The 21368-nt window shown below is 33.2% G+C and carries 18 protein-coding genes; 3 read left to right on the forward strand and 15 right to left on the reverse strand.

Annotation, left to right across the window (positions count from 1 at the left end; all coding sequences use genetic code 11):
• Positions 1 to 489: 489 nt before the first annotated feature.
• The 5 genes from cysK to truA form a co-directional block, all read right to left on the reverse strand.
• Entirely contained in the window at positions 490 to 1404 is a 915-nt protein-coding gene (gene cysK, locus HQN62_RS08280; protein WP_173503995.1) for a cysteine synthase A, read from the reverse strand.
• A 155-nt stretch (positions 1405 to 1559) separates the two neighbouring features.
• Positions 1560 to 2948 carry a dihydrolipoyl dehydrogenase gene (gene lpdA, locus HQN62_RS08285; protein ID WP_173503996.1) on the reverse strand — a complete coding sequence of 463 codons (1389 nt, stop codon included), beginning with the start codon at positions 2946 to 2948 and terminating at the stop codon, positions 1560 to 1562.
• Between the two features lie 352 nt (positions 2949 to 3300).
• Positions 3301 to 3885 (reverse strand): NUMOD4 domain-containing protein, encoded by a 585-nt coding sequence (locus HQN62_RS08290; RefSeq protein ID WP_173503997.1) that lies wholly within the window; start codon positions 3883 to 3885, stop codon positions 3301 to 3303.
• A gap of 134 nt (positions 3886 to 4019) precedes the next feature.
• On the reverse strand, positions 4020 to 5774 hold the full coding sequence (locus HQN62_RS08295) for an ABC transporter ATP-binding protein (RefSeq protein WP_173503998.1): 1755 nt from the start codon (positions 5772 to 5774) through the stop codon (positions 4020 to 4022).
• Between the two features lie 89 nt (positions 5775 to 5863).
• Positions 5864 to 6604, reverse strand: a complete 741-nt coding sequence (gene truA / locus HQN62_RS08300; RefSeq protein WP_173503999.1) for a tRNA pseudouridine(38-40) synthase TruA — start codon at positions 6602 to 6604, stop codon at positions 5864 to 5866.
• 289 nt (positions 6605 to 6893) lie between these two features.
• On the opposite strand from truA, the gene HQN62_RS08305 reads away from it, so the two are divergent.
• Positions 6894 to 7391 (forward strand): metallophosphoesterase family protein, encoded by a 498-nt coding sequence (locus HQN62_RS08305; RefSeq protein WP_173504000.1) that lies wholly within the window; start codon positions 6894 to 6896, stop codon positions 7389 to 7391.
• 5 nt (positions 7392 to 7396) lie between these two features.
• Here the strand turns inward: HQN62_RS08305 and HQN62_RS08310 are convergent, their stop codons facing one another.
• The 3 genes from HQN62_RS08310 to HQN62_RS08320 form a co-directional block, all read right to left on the reverse strand.
• Positions 7397 to 9091, reverse strand: a complete 1695-nt coding sequence (locus HQN62_RS08310) for a tetratricopeptide repeat-containing sensor histidine kinase (protein ID WP_173504001.1) — start codon at positions 9089 to 9091, stop codon at positions 7397 to 7399.
• Positions 9092 to 9138: 47 nt separating this feature from the next.
• Entirely contained in the window at positions 9139 to 9801 is a 663-nt protein-coding gene (locus HQN62_RS08315; RefSeq protein WP_116795616.1) for a response regulator transcription factor, read from the reverse strand.
• A gap of 157 nt (positions 9802 to 9958) precedes the next feature.
• On the reverse strand, positions 9959 to 10372 hold the full coding sequence (locus HQN62_RS08320; RefSeq protein ID WP_116795615.1) for a DUF4293 domain-containing protein: 414 nt from the start codon (positions 10370 to 10372) through the stop codon (positions 9959 to 9961).
• Positions 10373 to 10553: 181 nt separating this feature from the next.
• Here HQN62_RS08320 and rho point away from each other — a divergent pair, with 181 nt between their 5' ends.
• A complete protein-coding gene (gene rho, locus HQN62_RS08325) occupies positions 10554 to 12425 on the forward strand; it encodes a transcription termination factor Rho (protein ID WP_173504002.1) in 1872 nt (623 codons plus the stop codon).
• Positions 12426 to 12578: 153 nt separating this feature from the next.
• Here rho and HQN62_RS08330 read toward each other — a convergent pair whose 3' ends face one another.
• From HQN62_RS08330 to HQN62_RS08340, 3 genes are all read right to left on the reverse strand, one after another.
• On the reverse strand, positions 12579 to 13793 hold the full coding sequence (locus tag HQN62_RS08330) for an RsmB/NOP family class I SAM-dependent RNA methyltransferase (protein ID WP_173504003.1): 1215 nt from the start codon (positions 13791 to 13793) through the stop codon (positions 12579 to 12581).
• A 108-nt stretch (positions 13794 to 13901) separates the two neighbouring features.
• Complete coding sequence (locus HQN62_RS08335) at positions 13902 to 15872, reverse strand: KUP/HAK/KT family potassium transporter (protein WP_116795612.1); 1971 nt, start codon at positions 15870 to 15872, stop codon at positions 13902 to 13904.
• A gap of 126 nt (positions 15873 to 15998) precedes the next feature.
• Positions 15999 to 17306 (reverse strand): hypothetical protein, encoded by a 1308-nt coding sequence (locus HQN62_RS08340; RefSeq protein WP_116795611.1) that lies wholly within the window; start codon positions 17304 to 17306, stop codon positions 15999 to 16001.
• 114 nt (positions 17307 to 17420) lie between these two features.
• Here HQN62_RS08340 and HQN62_RS08345 point away from each other — a divergent pair, with 114 nt between their 5' ends.
• Positions 17421 to 18479: a WD40/YVTN/BNR-like repeat-containing protein gene (locus HQN62_RS08345; protein WP_173504004.1), complete on the forward strand. Its 1059-nt coding sequence runs from the start codon at positions 17421 to 17423 to the stop codon at positions 18477 to 18479.
• A gap of 59 nt (positions 18480 to 18538) precedes the next feature.
• On the opposite strand, the gene HQN62_RS08350 is transcribed toward HQN62_RS08345, so the two are convergent.
• The 4 genes from HQN62_RS08350 to HQN62_RS08365 form a co-directional block, all read right to left on the reverse strand.
• On the reverse strand, positions 18539 to 19024 hold the full coding sequence (locus tag HQN62_RS08350; protein ID WP_254454504.1) for a sensor of ECF-type sigma factor: 486 nt from the start codon (positions 19022 to 19024) through the stop codon (positions 18539 to 18541).
• Between the two features lie 18 nt (positions 19025 to 19042).
• Positions 19043 to 19471 (reverse strand): hypothetical protein, encoded by a 429-nt coding sequence (locus HQN62_RS08355; protein ID WP_173504005.1) that lies wholly within the window; start codon positions 19469 to 19471, stop codon positions 19043 to 19045.
• Positions 19472 to 19497: 26 nt separating this feature from the next.
• Entirely contained in the window at positions 19498 to 20049 is a 552-nt protein-coding gene (locus tag HQN62_RS08360) for an RNA polymerase sigma factor (RefSeq protein ID WP_116795608.1), read from the reverse strand.
• A gap of 64 nt (positions 20050 to 20113) precedes the next feature.
• The gene (locus HQN62_RS08365) at positions 20114 to 21220 is read right to left on the reverse strand and encodes an SRPBCC family protein (protein ID WP_116795607.1); all 1107 of its coding nucleotides are present in this window, start codon (positions 21218 to 21220) and stop codon (positions 20114 to 20116) included.
• Positions 21221 to 21368 lie beyond the last annotated feature (148 nt).

Consider the following 21368-nt stretch of genomic DNA (forward strand, 5'->3'; position numbering starts at 1 on the left):
GTGTTCCAGCAGTTCGTGTTTGTCACCAGCCTTTTAAATAGTTTGTTCTATTTAAAAAAGCTTTTTTGCCGAGCAATTCATTTGATTGTTTTTTGAGAAGCAATTTCCTTTTTTTTTGAGGCCTACTAAATTACAAAAAATATAGAGTTGGATTTTAGAAACAGTCTTGTTTTTTGGGGTAATATTTATTTAATTATCTGTTATTAAGACTTTTATGATTTAACCGTGATTTCGCAGTAGAAAAAATGCCACTAAGATGCGCAATCCCGATAACTATCGGGACGCAAAGATCCGCAAAGGAAAACGAATTCTTTAAATGGAGCTTAAAAATCTTAGCGAAACTTTGCGAATTCTTCGCGTGCCTCTGCGTAATAAAGTCTAATGCTGAATCTGGGTTTAATGATGTTTTTTATGGATTTGGAATGATAAAGTCAAAAAAAAAACCGACCTGCTTTTGCAAATCGGTTAGATATTTAGAAGTTTGTTTTTTTATTCAAATAGTCCTTCGATACTTAAATAACGTTCCCCGGTGTCGTAGCAAAAGGTTAGTACTTTGGATCCTGATGGTATTTCTTTTAGTTTTTTAGCCACGGCAGCCAAAGAAGCACCAGAAGAAATCCCCAGAAGAATACCTTCTTCTTTGGCTGCCCTTTGGGCATATTCAAAAGCTTCGTCTTTACTTACCTGAATTGATCCATCCAGAATATCAGTATGCAAATTGGTTGGTATAAATCCGGCTCCAATTCCTTGAATAGGGTGGGGTGAATGCGTTCCCCCACTTATAACTGGAGATAATTCTGGTTCTACAGCGAAAACTTTTAGGTTTGGAAAATGCTGTTTTAGTACTTCGGCACAGCCTGTGATGTGTCCGCCTGTTCCAACTCCTGTGATCAGATAATCCAGTCCATTAGGAAAAGCTTTTATGATTTCCTGTGCAGTCGTAGTTTTATGGACTTCAATATTTGCCGGGTTGTCAAACTGAAGAGGTATCCATGAATTTGGAATTCCATTTGCTATTTCTTCAGCTTTCGCAAGAGCACCTTTCATACCAAATTCTCGGGGAGTAAGCACAAATTCGGCTCCGTAAATGCTCATTAATCGGCGTCTTTCTACAGACATCGAGTCGGGCATTACCAAGATTAGTTTATATCCTTTTACTGCGGCTACCATAGCCAGGCCAATACCAGTGTTTCCAGATGTGGCTTCGATTATGGTACTTCCTTTTTGCAGTAATCCTTTTTGCTCTGCATCTTCTATCATAGATAAAGCAATTCTGTCTTTGATGCTGGCACCTGGATTTGTTTTTTCAAGTTTCACCCAAACATTTGTATCTGGGCCAAATAATTTATTGATTTTTACGTGTGGCGTATTACCAATGGTTTCTAGTATGTTATTGTATATCATAGTCTTTTCATATTTGATAGTAAATATACTTAACCTATAGAGATTAGCAAAATAGAATCAAGATTATTGTTTGTTGAAAATCTGATTTTTTGATTAAAACAAAAACCCGATTTGAAATATTCAAATCGGGTTTTAAATTTATAAAAAATGTTTTATTACAAGTGGATTACTTCTCCGTATGCATCAGCAACAGCCTCCATAACCGCTTCACTCATTGTTGGGTGAGGGTGAATAGATTTTAGGATTTCATGTCCTGTAGTTTCTAGTTTACGTGCTACAACTGCTTCAGCAATCATATCGGTAACTCCAGCTCCAATCATGTGACATCCTAACCATTCGCCGTATTTAGCGTCAAAAATTACTTTTACAAAACCGTCTGGAGTTCCAGCAGCTTTAGCTTTTCCTGAAGCAGAGAATGGGAATTTACCAATTTTTAATTCGTATCCTTTTTCTTTAGCTTGCTTTTCAGTTAATCCTACAGAAGCAATTTCTGGAGTTGCATATGTACAGCCAGGAACGTTTCCATAATCGATAGGATCAACGTGCATTCCTGCAATTTTCTCCACACAGTTAATTCCTTCGGCAGAAGCTACGTGAGCCAATGCTTGTCCTGGAGTTACGTCTCCAATAGCGTAATATCCTGGGATATTAGTTTGGTTGTAAGCGTTTACCAAGATTTTATCTCTGTCAACAGCGATTCCAACTTCTTCCAATCCAATGTTTTCGATGTTAGTTTTGATTCCAACAGCTGACAATAAAATGTCCGCTTCAAGAACTTCTTCCCCTTTTGCAGTTTTTACAAATGCTTTTACTCCTGCACCAGTAGTGTCAATGCGCTCAACTGAAGAGTTGGTCATAATTTTGATTCCGGCTTTTTTCAAAGAACGCTCAAATTGTTTTGAGATATCTTCATCTTCTACAGGAACTACATTTGGCATAAATTCTACGATGGTTACATCAGTTCCCATTGAGTTGTAAAAATGTGCAAATTCCACTCCAATTGCTCCAGAACCTACAACAATCATAGATTTTGGCTGTGTTGGCAATGTCATTGCTTGACGGTATCCAATTACTTTTACTCCATCTTGAGGTAGGTTTGGTAATTCACGTGAACGAGCTCCAGTAGCGATGATAATGTGGTCTGCACTGTATTCAGTAACTTTTCCGTCTTTATCGGTAACGTCTAGTTTTTTTCCAGGTTTTAGCTTTCCAAAACCATCAATTACATCAATTTTATTTTTTTTCATCAAGAATTGAACTCCTTTGCTCATTCCTTCAGCAACACTACGACTGCGTTGAACCACAGCAGGGAAGTCTTTGTCAAATTCTTTTACAGTTAGTCCGTAATCTGAAGCGTGTTTTAAATAATCAAAAACTTGAGCCGATTTTAGTAATGCTTTAGTTGGAATACATCCCCAGTTTAAACATATACCACCTAGGTTTTCTTTTTCAACAACCGCTACTTTAAATCCTAATTGAGAGGCTCTAATTGCTGTAACATATCCTCCAGGTCCACTTCCTAAAACTATAATATCGTATTTCATTTCAAAGTTTTTTTATTTGTTTTTTAATGGTGAAATGAATTTGTGAAAACTCATTTCTTTTAATGGTATCGTAATAAATTGAGATTGCGAATTTAAGGATTTATTTGATTATGGGAAAATTTAGCAAGAACAAAGTTTTACTCTATTTTGTGATAGATCTGACTTTGATTTTTAATTTTAGAAGCTGTAGTAGAATTCGTTTTCAGGAAGTGTGAAATATGCTATTGGTTACAAATCAAATTAATTGGATACTTGGAAAATTATGCGTAACGCGAAGTAATTTTTTATAGAAAAAAATCTATAGGTTCCTCGGGGCGATAATAGGGATTGTTAATTGTTTAAAAACTAATAATTAAATCTTTAAATGTCCCCAATTTTCACCAGATGCAATACGTCTGATTTGCATTTCGCTTACACCAAATTGTTTGGCAATCATTTTTAAGCGTGTTTTTTTTTCAGGACGGGATAAAATCTTTTTGATTAACATGACTTTGGTAGTCGTTAATTTTCTTCCGTCAGCTTTTAAGTTGTGTTCGATTAGATATTTTCTGGCCTGAATTATTTTTGGATTCTTATTCCTGTGTTCAATCATTTCAGCTCTGGTAGCCCAGCGTAAATTATTGACATCATCGTTATTTCGACTATAATCTAAGTGTAATACATACGTTTGTTCCTCAGACTGTTTCGGAATAAAATATTGCGCTACTAGTTTATATAGAAATAAACATTTGCTAATACTTTTACCGTTTTTTTTGATTCGGAATGAAAAAGTTGGATAACCATCACTTAAAGATCCTTTTAAAAGACGACAATCTTCTATGTTTTCTGAAAAACTAATTAATCGGCCTTTGTTTGAAATGGCATATCGAAGTTTCAAAGGGTAATCAACTTCTATTTCTTTAAATTGTTCGTTTGGATAAATTCTAATTTGTGGCATTTGAATTTGAATTTAGATATTCAAAGATATTTAAATAAATGCATTTAATATGTTAAATGAGGGTTTGTCAGGTGTTTTTTTAGGATTTTGATAACGTAATTACAAGTATTGTGATAATTTTCTTTAATTTAAAACTAATTTGTAACTGAAAACTGCGAATCATACAAGTTTTTATAATATCCTTTTTCTTGGTTTATTAACTCTTGGTGAGTGCCTTGTTCAACAATTAAACCTTTGTCCATAACCACAATTTTATCGGCATTGACAATGGTTGCCAATCGATGTGCAATTACAATCGATGTTCTTCCCTTGGTAATAGTTTCGGTAGCGCGTTGAATTAATTCTTCTGAATAGGTATCAATAGAAGAAGTCGCTTCGTCCAAAATAAGAATACTCGGATTACTTACATAAGCACGTAAAAAAGCAATAAGTTGTCTTTGACCAGAGGACAGCATTACACCACGTTCTTTTACATCAAAATCATAATTGTCTGGCAAGCTCATAATGAAATCATGAACACCAATTTTTTTTGCTGCTGCCAAAACCTGATCACGAGTAATTTCAGGATTGTTTAATGTAATATTATTGTAAATGGTATCGGCAAAAAGAAATACATCTTGCAAAACTACTGCAATCTGCTTGCGCAAAGAGCCCAAACTATAGTTCTCAATATTATGACCATCTATAAAAATGGAACCGCTATTGATTTCGTAGAAACGATTCAGTAAGTTGATAATTGTCGATTTTCCCGCTCCAGTAGAACCCACAATAGCAATAGTCTGACTTGCTTTTACTTCAAGATTGATTCCTTTTATCACTTCTTCGTTTGGAATATAACCAAATCGCACTTCTTCAAAACGAATGTCTCCGTCAAATAAAGGTGCTTCGATGGTTCCAGTATCCTGTATTTGGTCTTGTGTGTCCAATATGTCAAAAACACGGTTGGCAGCAATCATTCCTAATTGCATCTCGTTGAACTTATCCGCAATTTGACGCAACGGGTTAAACAACATTCCGATGAACATTGTATACGAAAATAAATCCCCAAAAGTAGTCGAAGTATCTCCTTCTAAAATATGAAATCCGCCGTATAAAACGATAAAACCAAGTGTTAATGACGAAATAATATCGGCAATTGGAAAGAAAATCGAGTTGTATAAAATGGTTTTTATCCAGGCTCTATTGTGTTTGTCGTTGATTACCCTGAATTTTTCGGCTTCAATGTCTTCGCGGTGAAAAAGCTGAACAATTTTCATCCCAGTAACTCTTTCTTGGACAAAAGAGTTCATGTTGGCGATTTGGGTACGCACTTCCTCAAAGGCAACTTGCATCTTTTTTTGGAAAATACGGGTAATAAAAACCAAGATTGGCATCGCGACAATCACAATCCACGTCAGTTTCCAGTTCATGTAAAACATAAAAATAAGAACCACGAGCATTTTCATCAAGTCACTTATAATCATAAATAATCCTTGGCTGAAAATACGGGCAATCGCTTCAATATCCGATACAGAACGAGTTACGAGTTGACCTACTGGGACCAAATCAAAATATTTCATTCTAAAACTCAAAATGTGTTTGAACAGTTTTACCCTAATATCCTTCACAATATCCTGTCCAAGCCAGTTGGCCCAATACACAAAGAAAAATTGGGAGAAAACTTCCAGTAAAAGAATAATTCCCATCAAAGTAATATACATCAATAAACCATTTTGGTCTTTAGGTTGTATATAACTATCAACTGTTTGTTTTAGTAAATAGGGGCGAAGTGCAGCAAAAACAGATAGTGAAATGGCAAAAATAATCACACCATTAAAACGCCATTGATAGGGTTTTGTATATTTTAATATTCTCTTGAATAATCGGGTATCAAATGCTTTTGCTTTCATTTTATTTTTTTGGAGCTAATCCTGCTATTCGTTGCAATCTTTTCTATTTTTAAAGGAAAAATAGAAAAGGATTTCCACTACTATCAGGGCTATTTCGTAATATAATCGTATTCAATTTTGGTTAAATATAACCCATGTGCCGGAACCGAAAATCCAGCTTTGTCTCTGTTTTTACTTTCAATAATAGTTTCAAAATCATCCAAAGTGATTTTGTGAAGTCCAATATTAATCAAAGTTCCCACAATCGAACGAACCATATTTCTTAAAAACCGATTGGCCGAAATGGTAAAAATTAATTTTCCATCCTCTTGTTTCCAATAGGCTTCAAATATACTACAATCAAAGGTGTTTACGTCGGTGTTCACCTTTGAAAAAGATTGGAAATCAGTATGATTTAACAATGATTTTGCAGCTTCGTTCATTAAGTCCAAATCCAGTTTTTGGTGGAAGTGCCAGCTTTGTTCTTGAAGAAAAGCATCTTTAAAAGTATTTATATGGTATTCGTAAGTTCTTTTTGTGGCGTCAAAACGAGTGTGAGCTTCATCAGCAACGGGAAAAACGTCATATATAACAATGTCTTTTGGCAAAAAAGAATTGAGTTTGTGTATTATATTCGGAATATCGAATGGGGTTTCCAAATCAAAATGGGCATACATTTCTTTGGCGTGAACTCCAGTATCTGTTCTTCCGGCTCCCATAAGATTAATCTCTGTATTGAGAATAATCGAAAAAGCCTTGTTCATTGTTTCCTGTACAGAGGCAGCATTGGGTTGGTATTGCCAACCGTGATAGTGAGTTCCGTTGTAAGCTAGTTTTATAAAATACCTCAAGGTGCAGATTTTAGATTGCAGTCCCGATAGCTATCGGGATAGATTGCAGATTTTAGATTTTAGATTTTGAAGTCCGACAACCTATAACTGAGAACTGCTATTTTTTTTTGTTGCAAATTTACAAAGAATGTATCTTGTTTGGTTGTTTTTTATTTAAAACTAGAATGTCTATTTTTGCTTAAATCTCATAGCCCTGATAGAAGTGGAAATCCCACGCTTTTGGGCGTGGATTGAAACGGATAGCAGACACGAGCATAGCGAATTGACGAAGTAAATAGTTCCCAGAAATATGAAAAAAATTCTCCTTCTTTCGGATACTCACAGTCACATTGATGATACGATTTTAAAATATGTCGCACAAGCTGATGAGGTTTGGCATGCAGGTGATATTGGGGATTTGGTCGTTACGGACACCATAAAGAAGTTGAAGCCTTTACGTTGTGTTTATGGCAATATTGATGATGCCCAAGCACGTTTGGAATTTCCTTTACACAACCGTTTTTTTTGTGAAGGAGTAGATGTTTGGATTACACATATTGGCGGTTATCCAGGAAAATACAATCCGACTTTAAAAGCTGAAATAGCGTCAAATCCGCCAAAGTTGTTTATTTGCGGACATTCACATATTCTAAAAGTGATTTTTGACAAAAAAAATAATCTGCTACACATGAATCCGGGTGCTGCCGGTAAAAGTGGTTTTCATCAGGTGAGGACAATGCTTCGTTTTATAATAGATGGAGAGGCAATTAAAGATTTGGAGATTATCGAAATAGATAAAAAAGCATAGTGTTCTTAATATACTATTGGAATTTTTAAGCTAACCACTGTGCCTTTGTTTAATGTGGAATTAATAATAAATTCTCCTTTCATATTGTTTATTCTTGCTCGAATTTGGTTGATTCCAAAACCTTCGGTGACTTCAAGTTTACTGTCCATAAAACCATTTCCATTGTCGGACACTACTACAAAAAGTTTATTTTCCATTTCTTTGATCGTAACATCTGCGGTAGTTGCTCCACTGTGTTTTATGATATTGTTCAGTAATTCAGCAATTATAAAATAGAGTTTCATTTCAAAATCTTCGTTGTATCTTTTTTTAATTGAGATGCTTGAATTAAAATTAATCTTAATTCTTGAATTGGATGTTTTTTCACATAAATCTTCCAGTGCATATAATAATCCAAATCGAACCAATAGAGTAGGCATCAGTTCATGGGAAAGGTTTCGGATTTGATTGTGCGCCTCTTCGAGGATTTCTTTTGTTTTGTTTATTTCTTCGGGTTGGGCTTTATTGATTGAAGTAAAAACATTAAGATGTAAACCAGCCGAGGAAAGAAGGGAGCTGATGTTGTCGTGCAGAAAAGAGGCAATTTTTTTTCGTTCCAATTCTTGTCCGTCAATAGAAGCATTGATGATATTTTCCTGTATTTTACTTCGGATATCTTTGAGTCTGTTTTTTTGTTTCAAACGAATGTTTTGAACGAAAAAATAGAAGAAAATAATCACACACAATAAAAGAAAAAGTACGATAATGGCAATTTTTTTATTTTTGGATTGTTCTTGAATGAGTTTGTTCTGCTTTATTTTATAAGTTGTTTCAATCTTGTCGATCTCTCTCTTATAATGGTCAATTTCGAGATTAACACCTATGACATTGGCTTTGGTTAGTTTTTCTTCTATGTTTAGCTCATTGGTAATTTTGTAATACAACATGAGATTCTCATAGGCTTTTTTTGGCTGATTGATTTTATTTAAAAATTTTGAATATTCTAAATAGGAGTAGGACAGGTCGGATTTCTCATTTCCAATAGTGCCAAGTTTAATGGCTTTTTCGAAATAAAAAGTGGCTTTTTCAATGTTGTTGATAAAACTATAGTACATACCGTTCAACATATTCAAAGCTACAATAGTAGAGTCATTTCCATCAATAGATTGGTATTTATTGATATATCGCAAATAAGTGAGTCCTTCAGCAAACTTTTCAATGTCAAAATAAGCCCAAGTAATATTTAGTTTTGTGAGGAATATTTGTTTTCTGTCAAGAACTGTCTGACTAAGCTGTAGCGATTTTTTGTAATAAAAAATTCCTTTGTCATATTGTTTTTTGTCAAAACAATAGATGTTGCCTAAGTTATTGTAGAACTGATTTTTTAGAGTGTTGTCGTTTGTTTTGTTGACATAGTAAAGCCCAATGTTGTAATAGTATAGCGCTTTTAAGGGTTCTGTTAGTTCATCAAAATTGGAAGCTATGATTAAGTAACAATTAGCAATTAATGAGTTATCTTTGTTTTTAATGGCTTGCTCTAATGCTACCCTTGATTTTAATAATGAGTTTTCGTAATCGCCATTAATTCTGTTTGTCCTAGCATCTTTTATGAGTTTAGTAGTTTCTTTTTGTGATAGAGTTTTGTTTTGGGCGAGTGAGGTTTGACTAAAATAGATTAGAAATAAAAAAATGATTACTATTCGAAACCTAATTTGATGCATACCATTTATTGTAGAAGCGATAAATAAATTTTCGAAATTTTCCGAACTTAAGATATAATTAAATGATTATTCATGGCATACTTAACAATGCCAATTGTGTTCTTTGCTTTTAATTTTTTCATAATGTTTTTTCGATGCGTTTCAACTGTATTAATACTGATGAAAAGCTGCTCGCTTATTTCTTTACCACTATATTCCAGAGCAATCAAAATGATGATTTCTATTTCACGTTCGGTCAGTAATGGATTTATATTGGGTTTGTAAGTGTTTAGTTTTGGATTGTTTTTGGTGGCATTTGAGAATATTTTTTCTCGAATGGACTCGCAAAAATATTCTTCACCATCTGCAACAGCTTGAACTGCCTCAATAATATTGTCTCCGGCACATTGTTTGGTCAAATAGCCACTTACTCCCAAGTCCATGATTTCTTTGATTAATTTTAAATCATCATAACTGGAAAGGATTATTACTTTGCAAGGAAAACCTTTTTGAGCAAATTCTTTAACGACTTCAATTCCGTCTTTTTCGGGCATACTAATGTCTAAAACAAGAACATCAGCTTTATTCTTGGTTACGTCATCGTAAATAGTTGTTCCGTTGAGCGATGACCCAACAACTTCGAAATGTGGTATTGTTTGTAGTAAAGTTTGTATACCGTGTAAAATTATCTGGTGATCATCGGCAAGATGAATTCGTATATTCTTTGTCATATTATCTATTACAGTACTCAAATTTATAAAAAAAAAGATTCCTAATCTGTACTATTTTTTTATTTATCAAATAAAAAAAAATTATCCTTTTAATAAAAAAACCCGAACTGTTACATTCGGGATTTCTTCGCACATTAATAAATTAAATTTTATAGGTTTATCTCAATCTGTCCACAGATTTTACAAGATCTTCATCCTTCTTGATGGCTTTGTTAGCTAAAACTAAGAAAACAATGGCCAAGATAGGTAGAAACATCCCAATACCTTTCTCAGAAACAACGGGTGTTTCTCCAGATAAATTTAGTGAATGATAAACAAACAATCCTAATAAAATCAAATTTAATACTATAGTCAATCTGTTGGCAACAAATTGAGTTTGTCTTTTTTTAAATGATATTATGCTGTAAATGGTTATTGCAGTACTTAAGCCAAACAATATTACATAAAATTGGTTTTGCATAAAAAAATATTCTTTACCATCGCTTAAAGTCCATAGCGGAAAAATAAATGGTAAGACACCTACCACCAAAAAGGTAAGGATTAAATATACGGTTTGAATTCTTTGTATCATGTCTTAGTATTGTTGTACAAAAATATATTTTCTTTTTAATAAATACTATTGTATGATAAATTTTATTTGTATTATTGCATAACATTACCGTAAGCACTTCATACTGCGGTTCATTAAAATAAGATACTACCTAAAAAATCTTTTGCATTATTTCCAAATTAATTAAACAAATAGAACATTCATGTTTGATATTTCTGTATTAAAAGAAATGAAGCTTGCTGAGCTTCAAGAAATAGCTAAAACGGCTAAAACCATAAAATTCAACGGTGTAAAAAAAGATACTTTAATTAGTCTTATTTTAGATCATCAAGCTGCTACTGTCGTTAAACCCACGGTAGAGAAAGCGACAGAAGAAGAGAAGCCAAAGCGAGCTAGAATAGCACCTGTAAAAAAAGTGGCGATTCAAAAAAGCGAAGCTCCAGTTTTGTTGGAAACTAAAGTAGAAGAGGAGGTAATCCAAGAAATAGTGGCTGTTCCTGAAAAAAAAGAGAAGGTTATTTCTTCCAATAGTGATATTTCTAAAGAAGAAGGAGTTGCTTCAAAAAAGGAAGTTAAAGTTGTTAAGTTTAGCAAATCTGCTTATGAAAAAAAGATGGCTTTGCTAAGAGAAAAAGAGGCTTTGAAAGAAGTTGCAGTTTCCGAAGAAACTCCATCAGATTCGGATTCAGATGTAATTGTAGAGAAAACAGAAAGTTCTGTTCCTGAAAAAAAAATAAATCCACTCGAGCGTAAGCGAACTGACGAAGTAAATCAATTAAATAAAAAAGGACAAAACCCAAATATTAAGGTTAATCCAAATCCTATTGGAAATCCCAACCAAAATGGAAATTCCAACCAAAACACAAACTCAAACCAAAACACAAACTCAAACCAAAATCCCAATCAGAACCCAAATTTTAAAAACAAAAAAAGCAATTTCAAAGATGCTGATTTTGAATTTGACGGGATTATAGAAAGCGAAGGTGTTCTTGAAATGATGCCTGATGGTTACGGTTTTTTACGTTCCTCTGATTATAATTATTTAGCTTCACCAGATGATATTTATTTATCGACTTCTCAGGTGCGTTTGTTTGGTTTAAAAACCGGAGACACCGTAAAAGGTGTGGTGCGTCCACCAAAAGAAGGAGAGAAATTTTTCCCGTTAGTACGAGTTTTAAAAATTAATGGGCATGACCCGCAAGTAGTTCGTGATAGAGTTTCTTTCGAACATTTAACTCCAGTTTTTCCTTCTGATAAATTTAAATTAGCCGAAAAACAAAGTACAATTTCAACACGAATTATTGATTTGTTTTCTCCAATAGGAAAAGGACAGCGTGGTATGATTGTGGCACAGCCAAAAACGGGTAAAACGATGTTATTAAAGGATATTGCGAATGCAATTGCAGCGAATCATCCCGAAGTATATTTGATTGTTTTATTGATAGATGAACGTCCAGAGGAGGTTACAGATATGCAACGAAGTGTACGTGGGGAAGTAATTGCATCTACATTCGATAGAGAACCACAAGAACACGTTAAGATTGCTAATATAGTTTTGGAAAAAGCCAAAAGGTTAGTAGAGTGTGGCCATGATGTAGTTATTTTATTAGATTCTATAACTCGTTTGGCAAGAGCTTATAATACAGTGCAACCAGCTTCGGGAAAGGTTTTAAGTGGAGGTGTTGATGCAAATGCTTTACAAAAACCAAAACGTTTCTTTGGTGCTGCCCGTAATGTTGAAAATGGTGGTTCTTTGAGTATTATTGCAACTGCTTTGACAGAAACTGGTTCCAAAATGGACGAAGTTATCTTTGAGGAATTCAAAGGGACTGGTAACATGGAATTGCAATTGGATAGAAAAATTGCCAACAAACGTATCTTCCCTGCTATTGATTTAACATCATCCAGTACAAGACGTGATGATTTATTGTTAGATCAAAAAACATTGCAAAGAATGTGGATTATGCGTAAATATTTATCAGATATGAACCCTGTTGAAGCGATGGATTTTATCAATGATCGTTTTAAGAAAACCAAAAATAACGATGAGTTTTTAATCTCTATGAATGATTAAAGAAATAGCAATAACAATAACAATTTCAAAATTCAATTTTTTTGATTTGATTTAATGACATAAAAAAAACTCCAATTTTCAATATGTAAATTGGAGTTTTTTTGTGTCTTGCAATTGCAATTGATTTTTGCAATTGTTATTGAAATTTAAATTTTACTCTTTTCTTTCCATTAAAGCCATATAAAAACCATCAAAACCAGATTCTGAGGCCAATATTTTTTGTTCTTTTATGAAATTGAATTGTTTACCAATATCAGTTGTCAAGAAACGGGCAATTTGTTCTTGATTTTCAGAAGGCAAAATGGAACAGGTTGCGTAAACTAATTTACCGCCTGGTTTTACGATTTTTGAATAGCTTTCCAATACTTCCGACTGTACTTTTCTAATGTTATCGATGAATTCGGGTTGTAATTTCCATTTTGCATCTGGATTTCTTTTAAGTACACCTAATCCACTGCAAGGGGCGTCAATCAAGACCCTATCGGCTCTTTCATGAAGTTTTTTGATAACTTTGGTAGAATCAATGATACGGTATTCGATGTTGAAAGCACCGTCTCTTTTGGCTCTAAGCTTTAATTGTTTTAATTTGCTTTCGTACAAATCCATTGCAATCAATTGCCCTTTGTTTTCCATCAAAGAAGCGATATGCAGTGTTTTTCCTCCTGCACCTGCACAAGTATCTACTACTCGCATTCCTGGTTTTACATCCAGAAAATGTGCTACTAATTGTGAATTGGCATCTTGAACTTCAAAGAATCCTTGCTTGAAGGCATCCGTCAAGAAAACATTTGCTCTTTCTTTTAGAACTAATGCATCTGGTTGGTCTTTTAGAAATTCTGTTTCGATGTTTAAATCCATCAAAATAGCTCTTAGGTTTTCTTTGGTAGTTTTAAGTGTGTTTACTCTTAAAATAACTTTGGCAGGTTGGTTTTGTGCAGCTATTTCTGTAGCCCAAACTTTTTCGCCTAATTCTTTTACACCTAATTCATCCATCCAATCCGGAATAGATTCCTTTAGGGCTCTTATTTTTGATAGTTCGTCAAAACGACCTTTTATTTTTCTTTCTGGAGTTCCTTCCAATTGTCTCCAATCTGGAATTGGATATCCTCTTAAAACTGCCCATACTGAGAACATTCTCCAAAGATTGTCTCTGTCATAAGGTTCTTTTACTTCGGCAATTTCTGCATATAATCTTTTCCAACGTACGACTTCGTAGATGGTTTCTGCTACAAATTTTCTATCGGAACTTCCCCAACGTTTGTCTTTTTTTAGGGATCTTGCTACTACTTTGTCGGCGTATTCTCCTTCGTTGAAAATAGCGTTAAGTGCATCAATAGTAGTATAAACTAAATTTCTGTGTAATCTCATTTTAAATAATTGAAGTGCAAAGGTACTATTTATTGGTTAAAACTAAGTTTTATATTTTAATCAAAAAAAAAACACTGTTATTGAAACAGTGTTTTTGAATGAATGTTTTTAGTTTTTGACAAAAACTCTTGTTAGTCCGATGTTTTCTGGTGGGTGAAGAACCATTGGGAATTTTTCAATTTTCACTGAACTACTGTCGAGTCCAAAGGCACTTTCTTCGGATAAACTTAGTTTTTTAATGAAGAAATAAGAATTCATAATTAGTTTTTCATGCCATAATAAATCACTGTCATTGGAGAGGAATTTCTCAGATAAAACGAATTTGAAATCTCCAATAATATTGTTTTTATTCAGTGATTCATATCTACTGGTAACATCCACCTCACCATTTTTTACCATGTCTTTGATAACTTCTCTAAACATTAGGTTTATTTTGGTAGGCTCTCTAAATCCTAGATTGAAATCTACTCGGTATAAATCGTCTTTAAGAATTTCTCTTACTTTATATTCAGTTTTATAAGGCTCAGATAAAATATTTACGTGAACAAACCAGTAAATGTCAGCTCTTTTTGGTCTTTTTTGCAAGATAGAAAACATTACTTTTTCTTCTATTTCATCACTACGGTTAGCATTGGTCATATAAACCAAATGGGTTGCGTATTTTGGAATAGATAAATCGGCACTTAATTCACTAAGTACTTTTTTGTAATCGTCAATTTTTACAACTTTAGTGTAACTTTTGTTAATTTGTTTGGCTCTGTACCAAATTGTCATTACACCGATAAGTACTAGAGCAATGAAAAGTGTCACATAACCACCTTCTGCAAATTTTGTAATATTTGCGGCAAGAAAGCTCAATTCAATACACATATAAATGGTAATTAAAGGAACGAAAAAGTACCATTTTACACGTTTCATTATCAAATAGAAATTCAACAATATGGTTGTCATTATCATACATAGAATAATGGCTAGACCGTAAGCATGTTCCATATTACTGGATTCTTCAAAATGCAATACAATACCAATACAACCAATAAGTAATAACCAGTTTATAGAAGGAATGTATAATTGACCTTTGAGCTCTGTTGGATATTTGATTTTAACTTTTGGCCAAAAACTTAATCGCATTGCCTCATTGATTAATGTAAAAGAACCAGAAATAAGGGCTTGAGACGCAATTACAGTGGCTACAGTCGCAATTACAATCCCAAATGGTTTAAACCATAACGGCATTATCAAGTAAAATGGATTGGCAAAATCACCTCCAAGTGCTTGTAATGTAGTTCCTTCGTGATGAATTAAATACGCTGCCTGTCCAAAGTAGTTTAAAACTAAAGCTAATTTTACAAAAATCCAGCTTATTCTAATATTCTTTCTTCCACAATGTCCCATGTCTGAGTATAGAGCCTCAGCTCCAGTGGTACACAGGAATACAAATCCTAATACGAAAAAACCTTCTGGATGAATACTTAATAAATGATAAGCGTAATAAGGATTAATAGCTTTAAAAACCTCTGGATGTAAAGAAATTTGGTTTATGCCCAGAACGGCCAACATACCAAACCATATCAACATCATAGGGGCAAAAAACTTTCCAACTAATTTAGTTCCAAATTGCTGAATAGTAAATAACATTACTAAAATACCAATTACTATAGGAACCGTATTAATTTGAGGGAAATAACTTCTCATTCCTTCAACAGCAGACGATACTGAGATGGGAGGGGTGATGATTCCGTCCGCCAGCAAGGCGCTTCCGCCAATAATTGCAGGGACAATCAACCATTTGATTTTTGTTTTTTTAACCAAGGCATATAAGGCAAAAATCCCACCTTCTCCATGATTATCGGCACTTAATGTAATAAGGACATATTTGATTGTAGTTTGCAGTGTAAGTGTCCAAAACACACAGGATACACCTCCTAAAACAACATCGGCATTTATTATGTATTCGCCAAGTATGGCTTTCATTACGTATAATGGAGAAGTTCCAATGTCTCCATAAATTATTCCTAAAGAAATTAATAACCCACCCAGAGTTAATTTACTATGGAGGTCTTTGTGCGTTGCGCTCATGTATTATTTTTATAAAAACTCGACAAATTTACTGTTTTTAACATAATAAAAGGACTTATTTTTTAAAATAATAAAAGAGGCTTAATATGTTACTATTAAGCCTCTTTTTCGCTTTTTTAAATTTATTTAGATTCTTCTGTTATTGCCTCTCGCTGCATAATCGTTACCTCTTTGAGATTCAGTTCTTTGGGTGTTATTTTCTCTTGGTGAACTAGTTCTGTTTTGAGAATTATCCCTTTGAGATTCAGTTCTTTGAGTGTTATTTTCTCTTGGAGAACTGGTTCTGTTTTGAGAATAATCCCTTTGAGGTTCTGCTCTTTGAGTGTTGTTTTCTCTTGGAGAACTGGTTCTGTTTTGAGAATAATCCCTTTGAGGTTCTGATCTTTGAGTGTTGTTTTCTCTAGGAGTAATGGTTCTGTTTTGAGAATAATCCCTTTGAGGTTCCGCTCTTTGAGTGTTGTTTTCTCTAGGGAAACTAGCTCTGTTCTCTGCGTATTCTCTTTGTGGTTCTGTTCTTTGAGTACTGACTCTGTTTTGTGTATAATCTCTTTGGGACTCTACTCTTGCAGTGTTAGTTCTGTTCTGTGCGTATTCTCTTTGAGTATTACCGTTGTAATTAATATTGTTTCTGGAATACCCTGGATTGTTTCTGGTGTTAGCTACTTCATTTTTTAATCCATTATTAGTGCTGTATCTTCTTTTGTCTAACTCATATCGGTTTGAAACCATATTGTTTCTTCGGGAAAATGCATATTGTGGATATTGTCTTTCATAACTATTACAGCTGTAATTGTTGTAAATTGCTGGTGCTCTGTTACATCTTCTGTAACTTACATAATTATAAGTGTTGTAATAGTTTACACAACCATACACATTTTGTCTGTATCTATATATCGGATAGGGATTCCATGCATAATAATATGTTGGATAATAGTTCCAAGTCCAAGTTGAATAGTAAGGTCTGTAATAGCTGGCCCAAAATGATGCGTAAATTTGTGGTGTGTAGCAATATTCAGGTTCGTAAATGTAATTTTGCCCATAAATATATGCGTTTCCAACTATTTGAATCGAAATTTTATTACTTCTATCTTTTTCGATTTCAATAGTAGCAACGTCTTGGTACAAATCACGACCAATAACTGACTGAATAATTACTACGTGCGTTCTGTTCTCAACAGATTCGATTACTCTTAAATAATCAACGCGATTGTCGTTGTTCAAATCTAAATTTGAGATTTGAAGTTTTGGGTCGTTTAATCTTCTTTCAAAATCGTTTAAGTTTTCAGATTCCCCAAAGATAGAAGACACCGCAGTCAAATCTAAATTATCACTAATTTCGGAATTAGTTGCGCTTATAGTGGTTCTGTTTTGTGCATTCATTTGAAAAGCAAAAAAGGCGGCGATAATGGCGGCAAATTGTAATTTAGTTTTCATGGCTTAATAGGTTAATTGTTTGTGTTAGATTATATACAACAATTGTGCCAGAAATTAGTTTTATCTTTAATATGTCTGGGATAAAATTATATATTTGAAAAAAATAAAGAAGATATGTTAAGAATAATTACTGTAACTGTGCTGTTTTTTAGTTGTTTGTGTTTTATGGAAGCTCAGAATATAAATAAAGGAGAGCAAACTAATTTTAATTCAATTCAAATCGATACACTTTTTCAAGATAAAATTAGTATCAGAGCAATTGTATTTGATCGCGATAAGATTTGGTATGCGGGAGACAAAAATCGATTTGGTTGTTATGATTTAAAATCCAATAAAAAAAATGAAAACACCATCGTAGAAGATACTTTGAAAATAGAATTTAGAAGCATTGCTAAAACTTCTAGCTATATATATGTACTAAGTGTAGCGAATCCCGGATTGTTGTATCAAATTACCAAAGATGGAAAAAAGACCAAATTGGTCTATCAGGAGAAAAATAAAAAGGTTTTTTACGATAGTATGCAGTTTTGGAATGATAAAGAAGGAATTGCAATTGGAGATCCTATAACAGATTGTCTTTCTATAATAAGGACGCATGATGGAGGAAATACCTGGAATAAATTACCAGATAATAAGCTTCCAAAAGTTTTTGAAGGCGAAGCTCATTTTGCGGCAAGCAATACCAATATAATTATAAAAGGAAATGATACGTGGATTGTTTCCGGGGGAAAGAAAGCAAGAGTTTTTTATTCACCAGATAAAGGAAATTCTTGGAGTGTTTACGAAACTCCTATAATTCAAGGAAAACAAATGACTGGGATTTTTACAGCTGATTTTTATGATTCTAAGAATGGATTTATATCGGGTGGTAATTACGAGTTGTTAAATCAAAATTCTGAGAATAAAGCAATAACTGATGATGGTGGGAAAACTTGGAAACTTATAGCTAATAATGAAGCTTTTGGATATGCCTCCTGTGTTCAATTTGTTCCTAACAGCAAAGGGAAAGGAATTGTTTCAGTTGGAGCTTCGGGATTGTATTATTCCTCAAATGGTGGTGTAAATTGGGTGCAGTTTAGTAAAGATCCAAGCTTATATACTATTCGATTTATCGATGAGAGTACAGCAATTGCAGCTGGTCGTAATAAAATGATTCGAATTCGTTTTAAATAGAAAATTCCCGTTTTATAATGAATTTTATAAAACGGGAATTGTTTTGAATTAATAGAAAACTATTTTTTTAAGCCTTTGTCTTTATATTGTTGCAGTAGTTTTCTGTTGAAATCTTCTTCCGCTTTTTTGAGCTTTATTATTTTTACCGAAGGGAGAATTTCTTTTAAGCTAATTGTGAGTTTTTTTCTTAGATTGAACAAGTCTTCTTCGCTGTCTTCAATTTGATTTAAAAGCGTAGCAGCATCTTTTTCGGATAATTTGTCAAGTTCATCATCTTGCATTCTTTTGAAATAGCCTTTCATTTTTTGATGTCTCAATTCAAATTGCTTGTCATCAAAGGTGTTGTAAATAGGCCAGAATTTTTCGGCTTCACTTGAAGTAAGATTTAATTCGCTAGTCAAAAAAGCCACTTTCATTGTTTTGATTTGCTCTCTTTTTTCTTTAAATCTTTCGCCTTGGGCGTAAAAATTAAAGGATAAGAATAAAAATAGTATGGGATACAGTTTTTTAAAGTCCATGGTTTTTATTTTTTTAAATACATTCATTTTTGCAGAATTTTGAGTTTAATTTTCAATTACTAGATTTTCGATATTGGGATTGGTAACTAAAACATCTTCAAGTGTTTCGGATTCTAATTCTTTTGTGTTTGAAATTATAGTACTGTTTGCAGGTTCAATTTCACTAATTAATTCGTCTTGATTCAGGTTGGTTTCTTCGGCTAAATAATTTTCTAAAGTAACCGTATCTACTTCTTTGTTTTTTGTATTTGTTTGATACGCTATAGGAATCATTAAAGCAAGTACAAAAACTGCGGCAATAGCCATAAGAACGGTTTTTCTTTTTCTGAAAATAGACACCACTTTGGTTTCCTTTGCAACTGGCTCTTCTGATAATTTTTGAAGCAAGTTTGCCGAAAAATTTTCAAAATAGTTGTCTGGAGTTTTAAATCCTGAATCTATTTTTGTTCCGTTTTCTAATTTAAATGTTTTCATAATTGTGTATTTGACTACGTCCTGACTTAAAGGTTTAATTGGAGAATTACAAAAGCTTCTATTTTTTTTACAGCATGATGATAAGATGCCTTTAATGCGCCTACCGATGTTCCTAGTATTTCCGAAATTTCTTCGTATTTTAAATCTTCAAAATATTTCATTTTAAAAACTAATTGTTGCTTTTCTGGTAATACCGCAATTGCTTTTTGTAATTTGATTTGAATTTCGTCCCCTTCAAAATAAACGTCTGCTTTCAAATTATCAATCGCCTTGTTTTGTAATTCAACCGATGAAATACCACTTTTTCTTGCTTTTTGATTTAAAAAAGTCAATGCTTCATTGGTCGCAATGCGATACATCCAAGAAAATAGTTTGCTTTCACCCTTAAAGTTTTTCAAATTTTGAAATACTTTTATGAAGGTGTTTTGTAAAACATCATCCGTATCATCATGACTCAAAACGATGTTCCGAATATGATTGTACAGCGGTTTTTGATATCCATGCAGGAGTTCTTGAAACGCTTGATTTTGCGTTTGTGGGTTCAATAGACGAACAATGAATTCCTTTTCTTCCTGCAATTTGTCCTGTTTTAAACTTAGATGCGAACGAATGAAAAAGGTTTAATCCGAATAGGAAAATAAATTAAAATTCGGATTGCACTTCATTTTTAATAGTAGTTGGAACTACTCTAGTACTGTCTTTCACAACTTTTCTATACGGTGGTGGTATAACTTTAGGTTTTATCGGGAAATACATATCCGTTAGCCATTTTGAAGGACTTAGACTTTCATTTTTGCCAATCGTAAATATTTCCAAATGCGAAAAAGTAGATCCTATAAGGATATGTTTGTTAGTGGTGTATTCAATTGTTTTTTCTAAGGCTTTGTTTTTGTATGTGTAATTACCAGTTAAACTAGTTTTTAATGCTTCAAAAGCAACCAGTTTTCCAGCTAAGATTTCGCTTCCTTCACTGGTGAAAATCTGTTCTTTTATCGGAATGCAAAAGGAGACTTTGGTTAAATTATTAATTGTATCGTATGTGTGATAGATAATAAAAGGTTTTCCGTTCAAGGGTAAATTATTTTGTTTGCAAAATGTAAGAATCTTTGGGAATACAACATTCGCATTTCGTGTAATGTCGGATATTTTGCTTGTGAAGGATTCTCTTAAATAAAAAGTCTCCAGTTTTTTTACTATCCCATTTATTTTTACACTAAAAGTAGTGTTTTCAAAATCAAGCGTTTTATCAAGATTTGCTAAACATTTATCATAAACTTTGGATAGTTTATTTTGAGTACCCCCGCCAAAAAAAGAATTTACTTTCAGCATAAAATCCATTTTGCCAACGGATTTCCATGTTACCTTAGTTCCTCCTACAGTGTCTTTAAAACTCCAAAAGACATCAGAGGAAGTGCCATTATATTCCATTTTTTGAACAATACTGTCATTTCCTTTTGTGTATAAAGTTTGAATATTACCAATATCATTAACACCTTCCCAAGTTAGAGTGCTTCCTTGGCCTGCAGTTGTAGGGGAATAGGATAATTTCATATCCTTATCTAATGCAATCCATGAACTGAATTTTTGCCAGTTTTTATAATCATTTACATAGCCAAAAACGGTTGCTTTTGGAGAATTAATTACTTTACTGCTCTTTACTGTAAAATTTCCTTTTTGTGTTGCAATATATATGGTAAGTGCCACAAGGCTTAATAGAAATAAAAGAAAAAGGTATTTGATAATTCTCATGATGGGGATTGATTGTTTTCTGTTGTAAAGTTAGAAATTTAATTAATTATACTATAATAACAAGAGATAAAATGTTAAAGTGTTTTGGGCCACTTGTATTTTCTTATGTTAGGACAAAGACTAAAATGGAACGAATTTTTAGGATGTA

Source organism: Flavobacterium sp. M31R6 (genome assembly GCF_013284035.1).
GTDB lineage: Bacteria > Bacteroidota > Bacteroidia > Flavobacteriales > Flavobacteriaceae > Flavobacterium.

Coding starts and splice junctions, on each gene's coding strand:
- cysK (WP_173503995.1), bottom strand. CDS start 1,404: ATGATATACAATAACATACTAGAAACCATTGGTAATACGCCACACGTA.
- lpdA (WP_173503996.1), bottom strand. CDS start 2,948: ATGAAATACGATATTATAGTTTTAGGAAGTGGACCTGGAGGATATGTT.
- HQN62_RS08290 (WP_173503997.1), bottom strand. CDS start 3,885: ATGCCACAAATTAGAATTTATCCAAACGAACAATTTAAAGAAATAGAA.
- HQN62_RS08295 (WP_173503998.1), bottom strand. CDS start 5,774: ATGAAAGCAAAAGCATTTGATACCCGATTATTCAAGAGAATATTAAAA.
- HQN62_RS08305 (WP_173504000.1), top strand. CDS start 6,894: ATGAAAAAAATTCTCCTTCTTTCGGATACTCACAGTCACATTGATGAT.
- HQN62_RS08310 (WP_173504001.1), bottom strand. CDS start 9,091: ATGCATCAAATTAGGTTTCGAATAGTAATCATTTTTTTATTTCTAATC.
- HQN62_RS08315 (WP_116795616.1), bottom strand. CDS start 9,801: ATGACAAAGAATATACGAATTCATCTTGCCGATGATCACCAGATAATT.
- HQN62_RS08320 (WP_116795615.1), bottom strand. CDS start 10,372: ATGATACAAAGAATTCAAACCGTATATTTAATCCTTACCTTTTTGGTG.
- rho (WP_173504002.1), top strand. CDS start 10,554: ATGTTTGATATTTCTGTATTAAAAGAAATGAAGCTTGCTGAGCTTCAA.
- HQN62_RS08330 (WP_173504003.1), bottom strand. CDS start 13,793: ATGAGATTACACAGAAATTTAGTTTATACTACTATTGATGCACTTAAC.
- HQN62_RS08335 (WP_116795612.1), bottom strand. CDS start 15,872: ATGAGCGCAACGCACAAAGACCTCCATAGTAAATTAACTCTGGGTGGG.
- HQN62_RS08340 (WP_116795611.1), bottom strand. CDS start 17,306: ATGAAAACTAAATTACAATTTGCCGCCATTATCGCCGCCTTTTTTGCT.
- HQN62_RS08345 (WP_173504004.1), top strand. CDS start 17,421: ATGTTAAGAATAATTACTGTAACTGTGCTGTTTTTTAGTTGTTTGTGT.
- HQN62_RS08350 (WP_254454504.1), bottom strand. CDS start 19,024: ATGAATGTATTTAAAAAAATAAAAACCATGGACTTTAAAAAACTGTAT.
- HQN62_RS08355 (WP_173504005.1), bottom strand. CDS start 19,471: ATGAAAACATTTAAATTAGAAAACGGAACAAAAATAGATTCAGGATTT.
- HQN62_RS08365 (WP_116795607.1), bottom strand. CDS start 21,220: ATGAGAATTATCAAATACCTTTTTCTTTTATTTCTATTAAGCCTTGTG.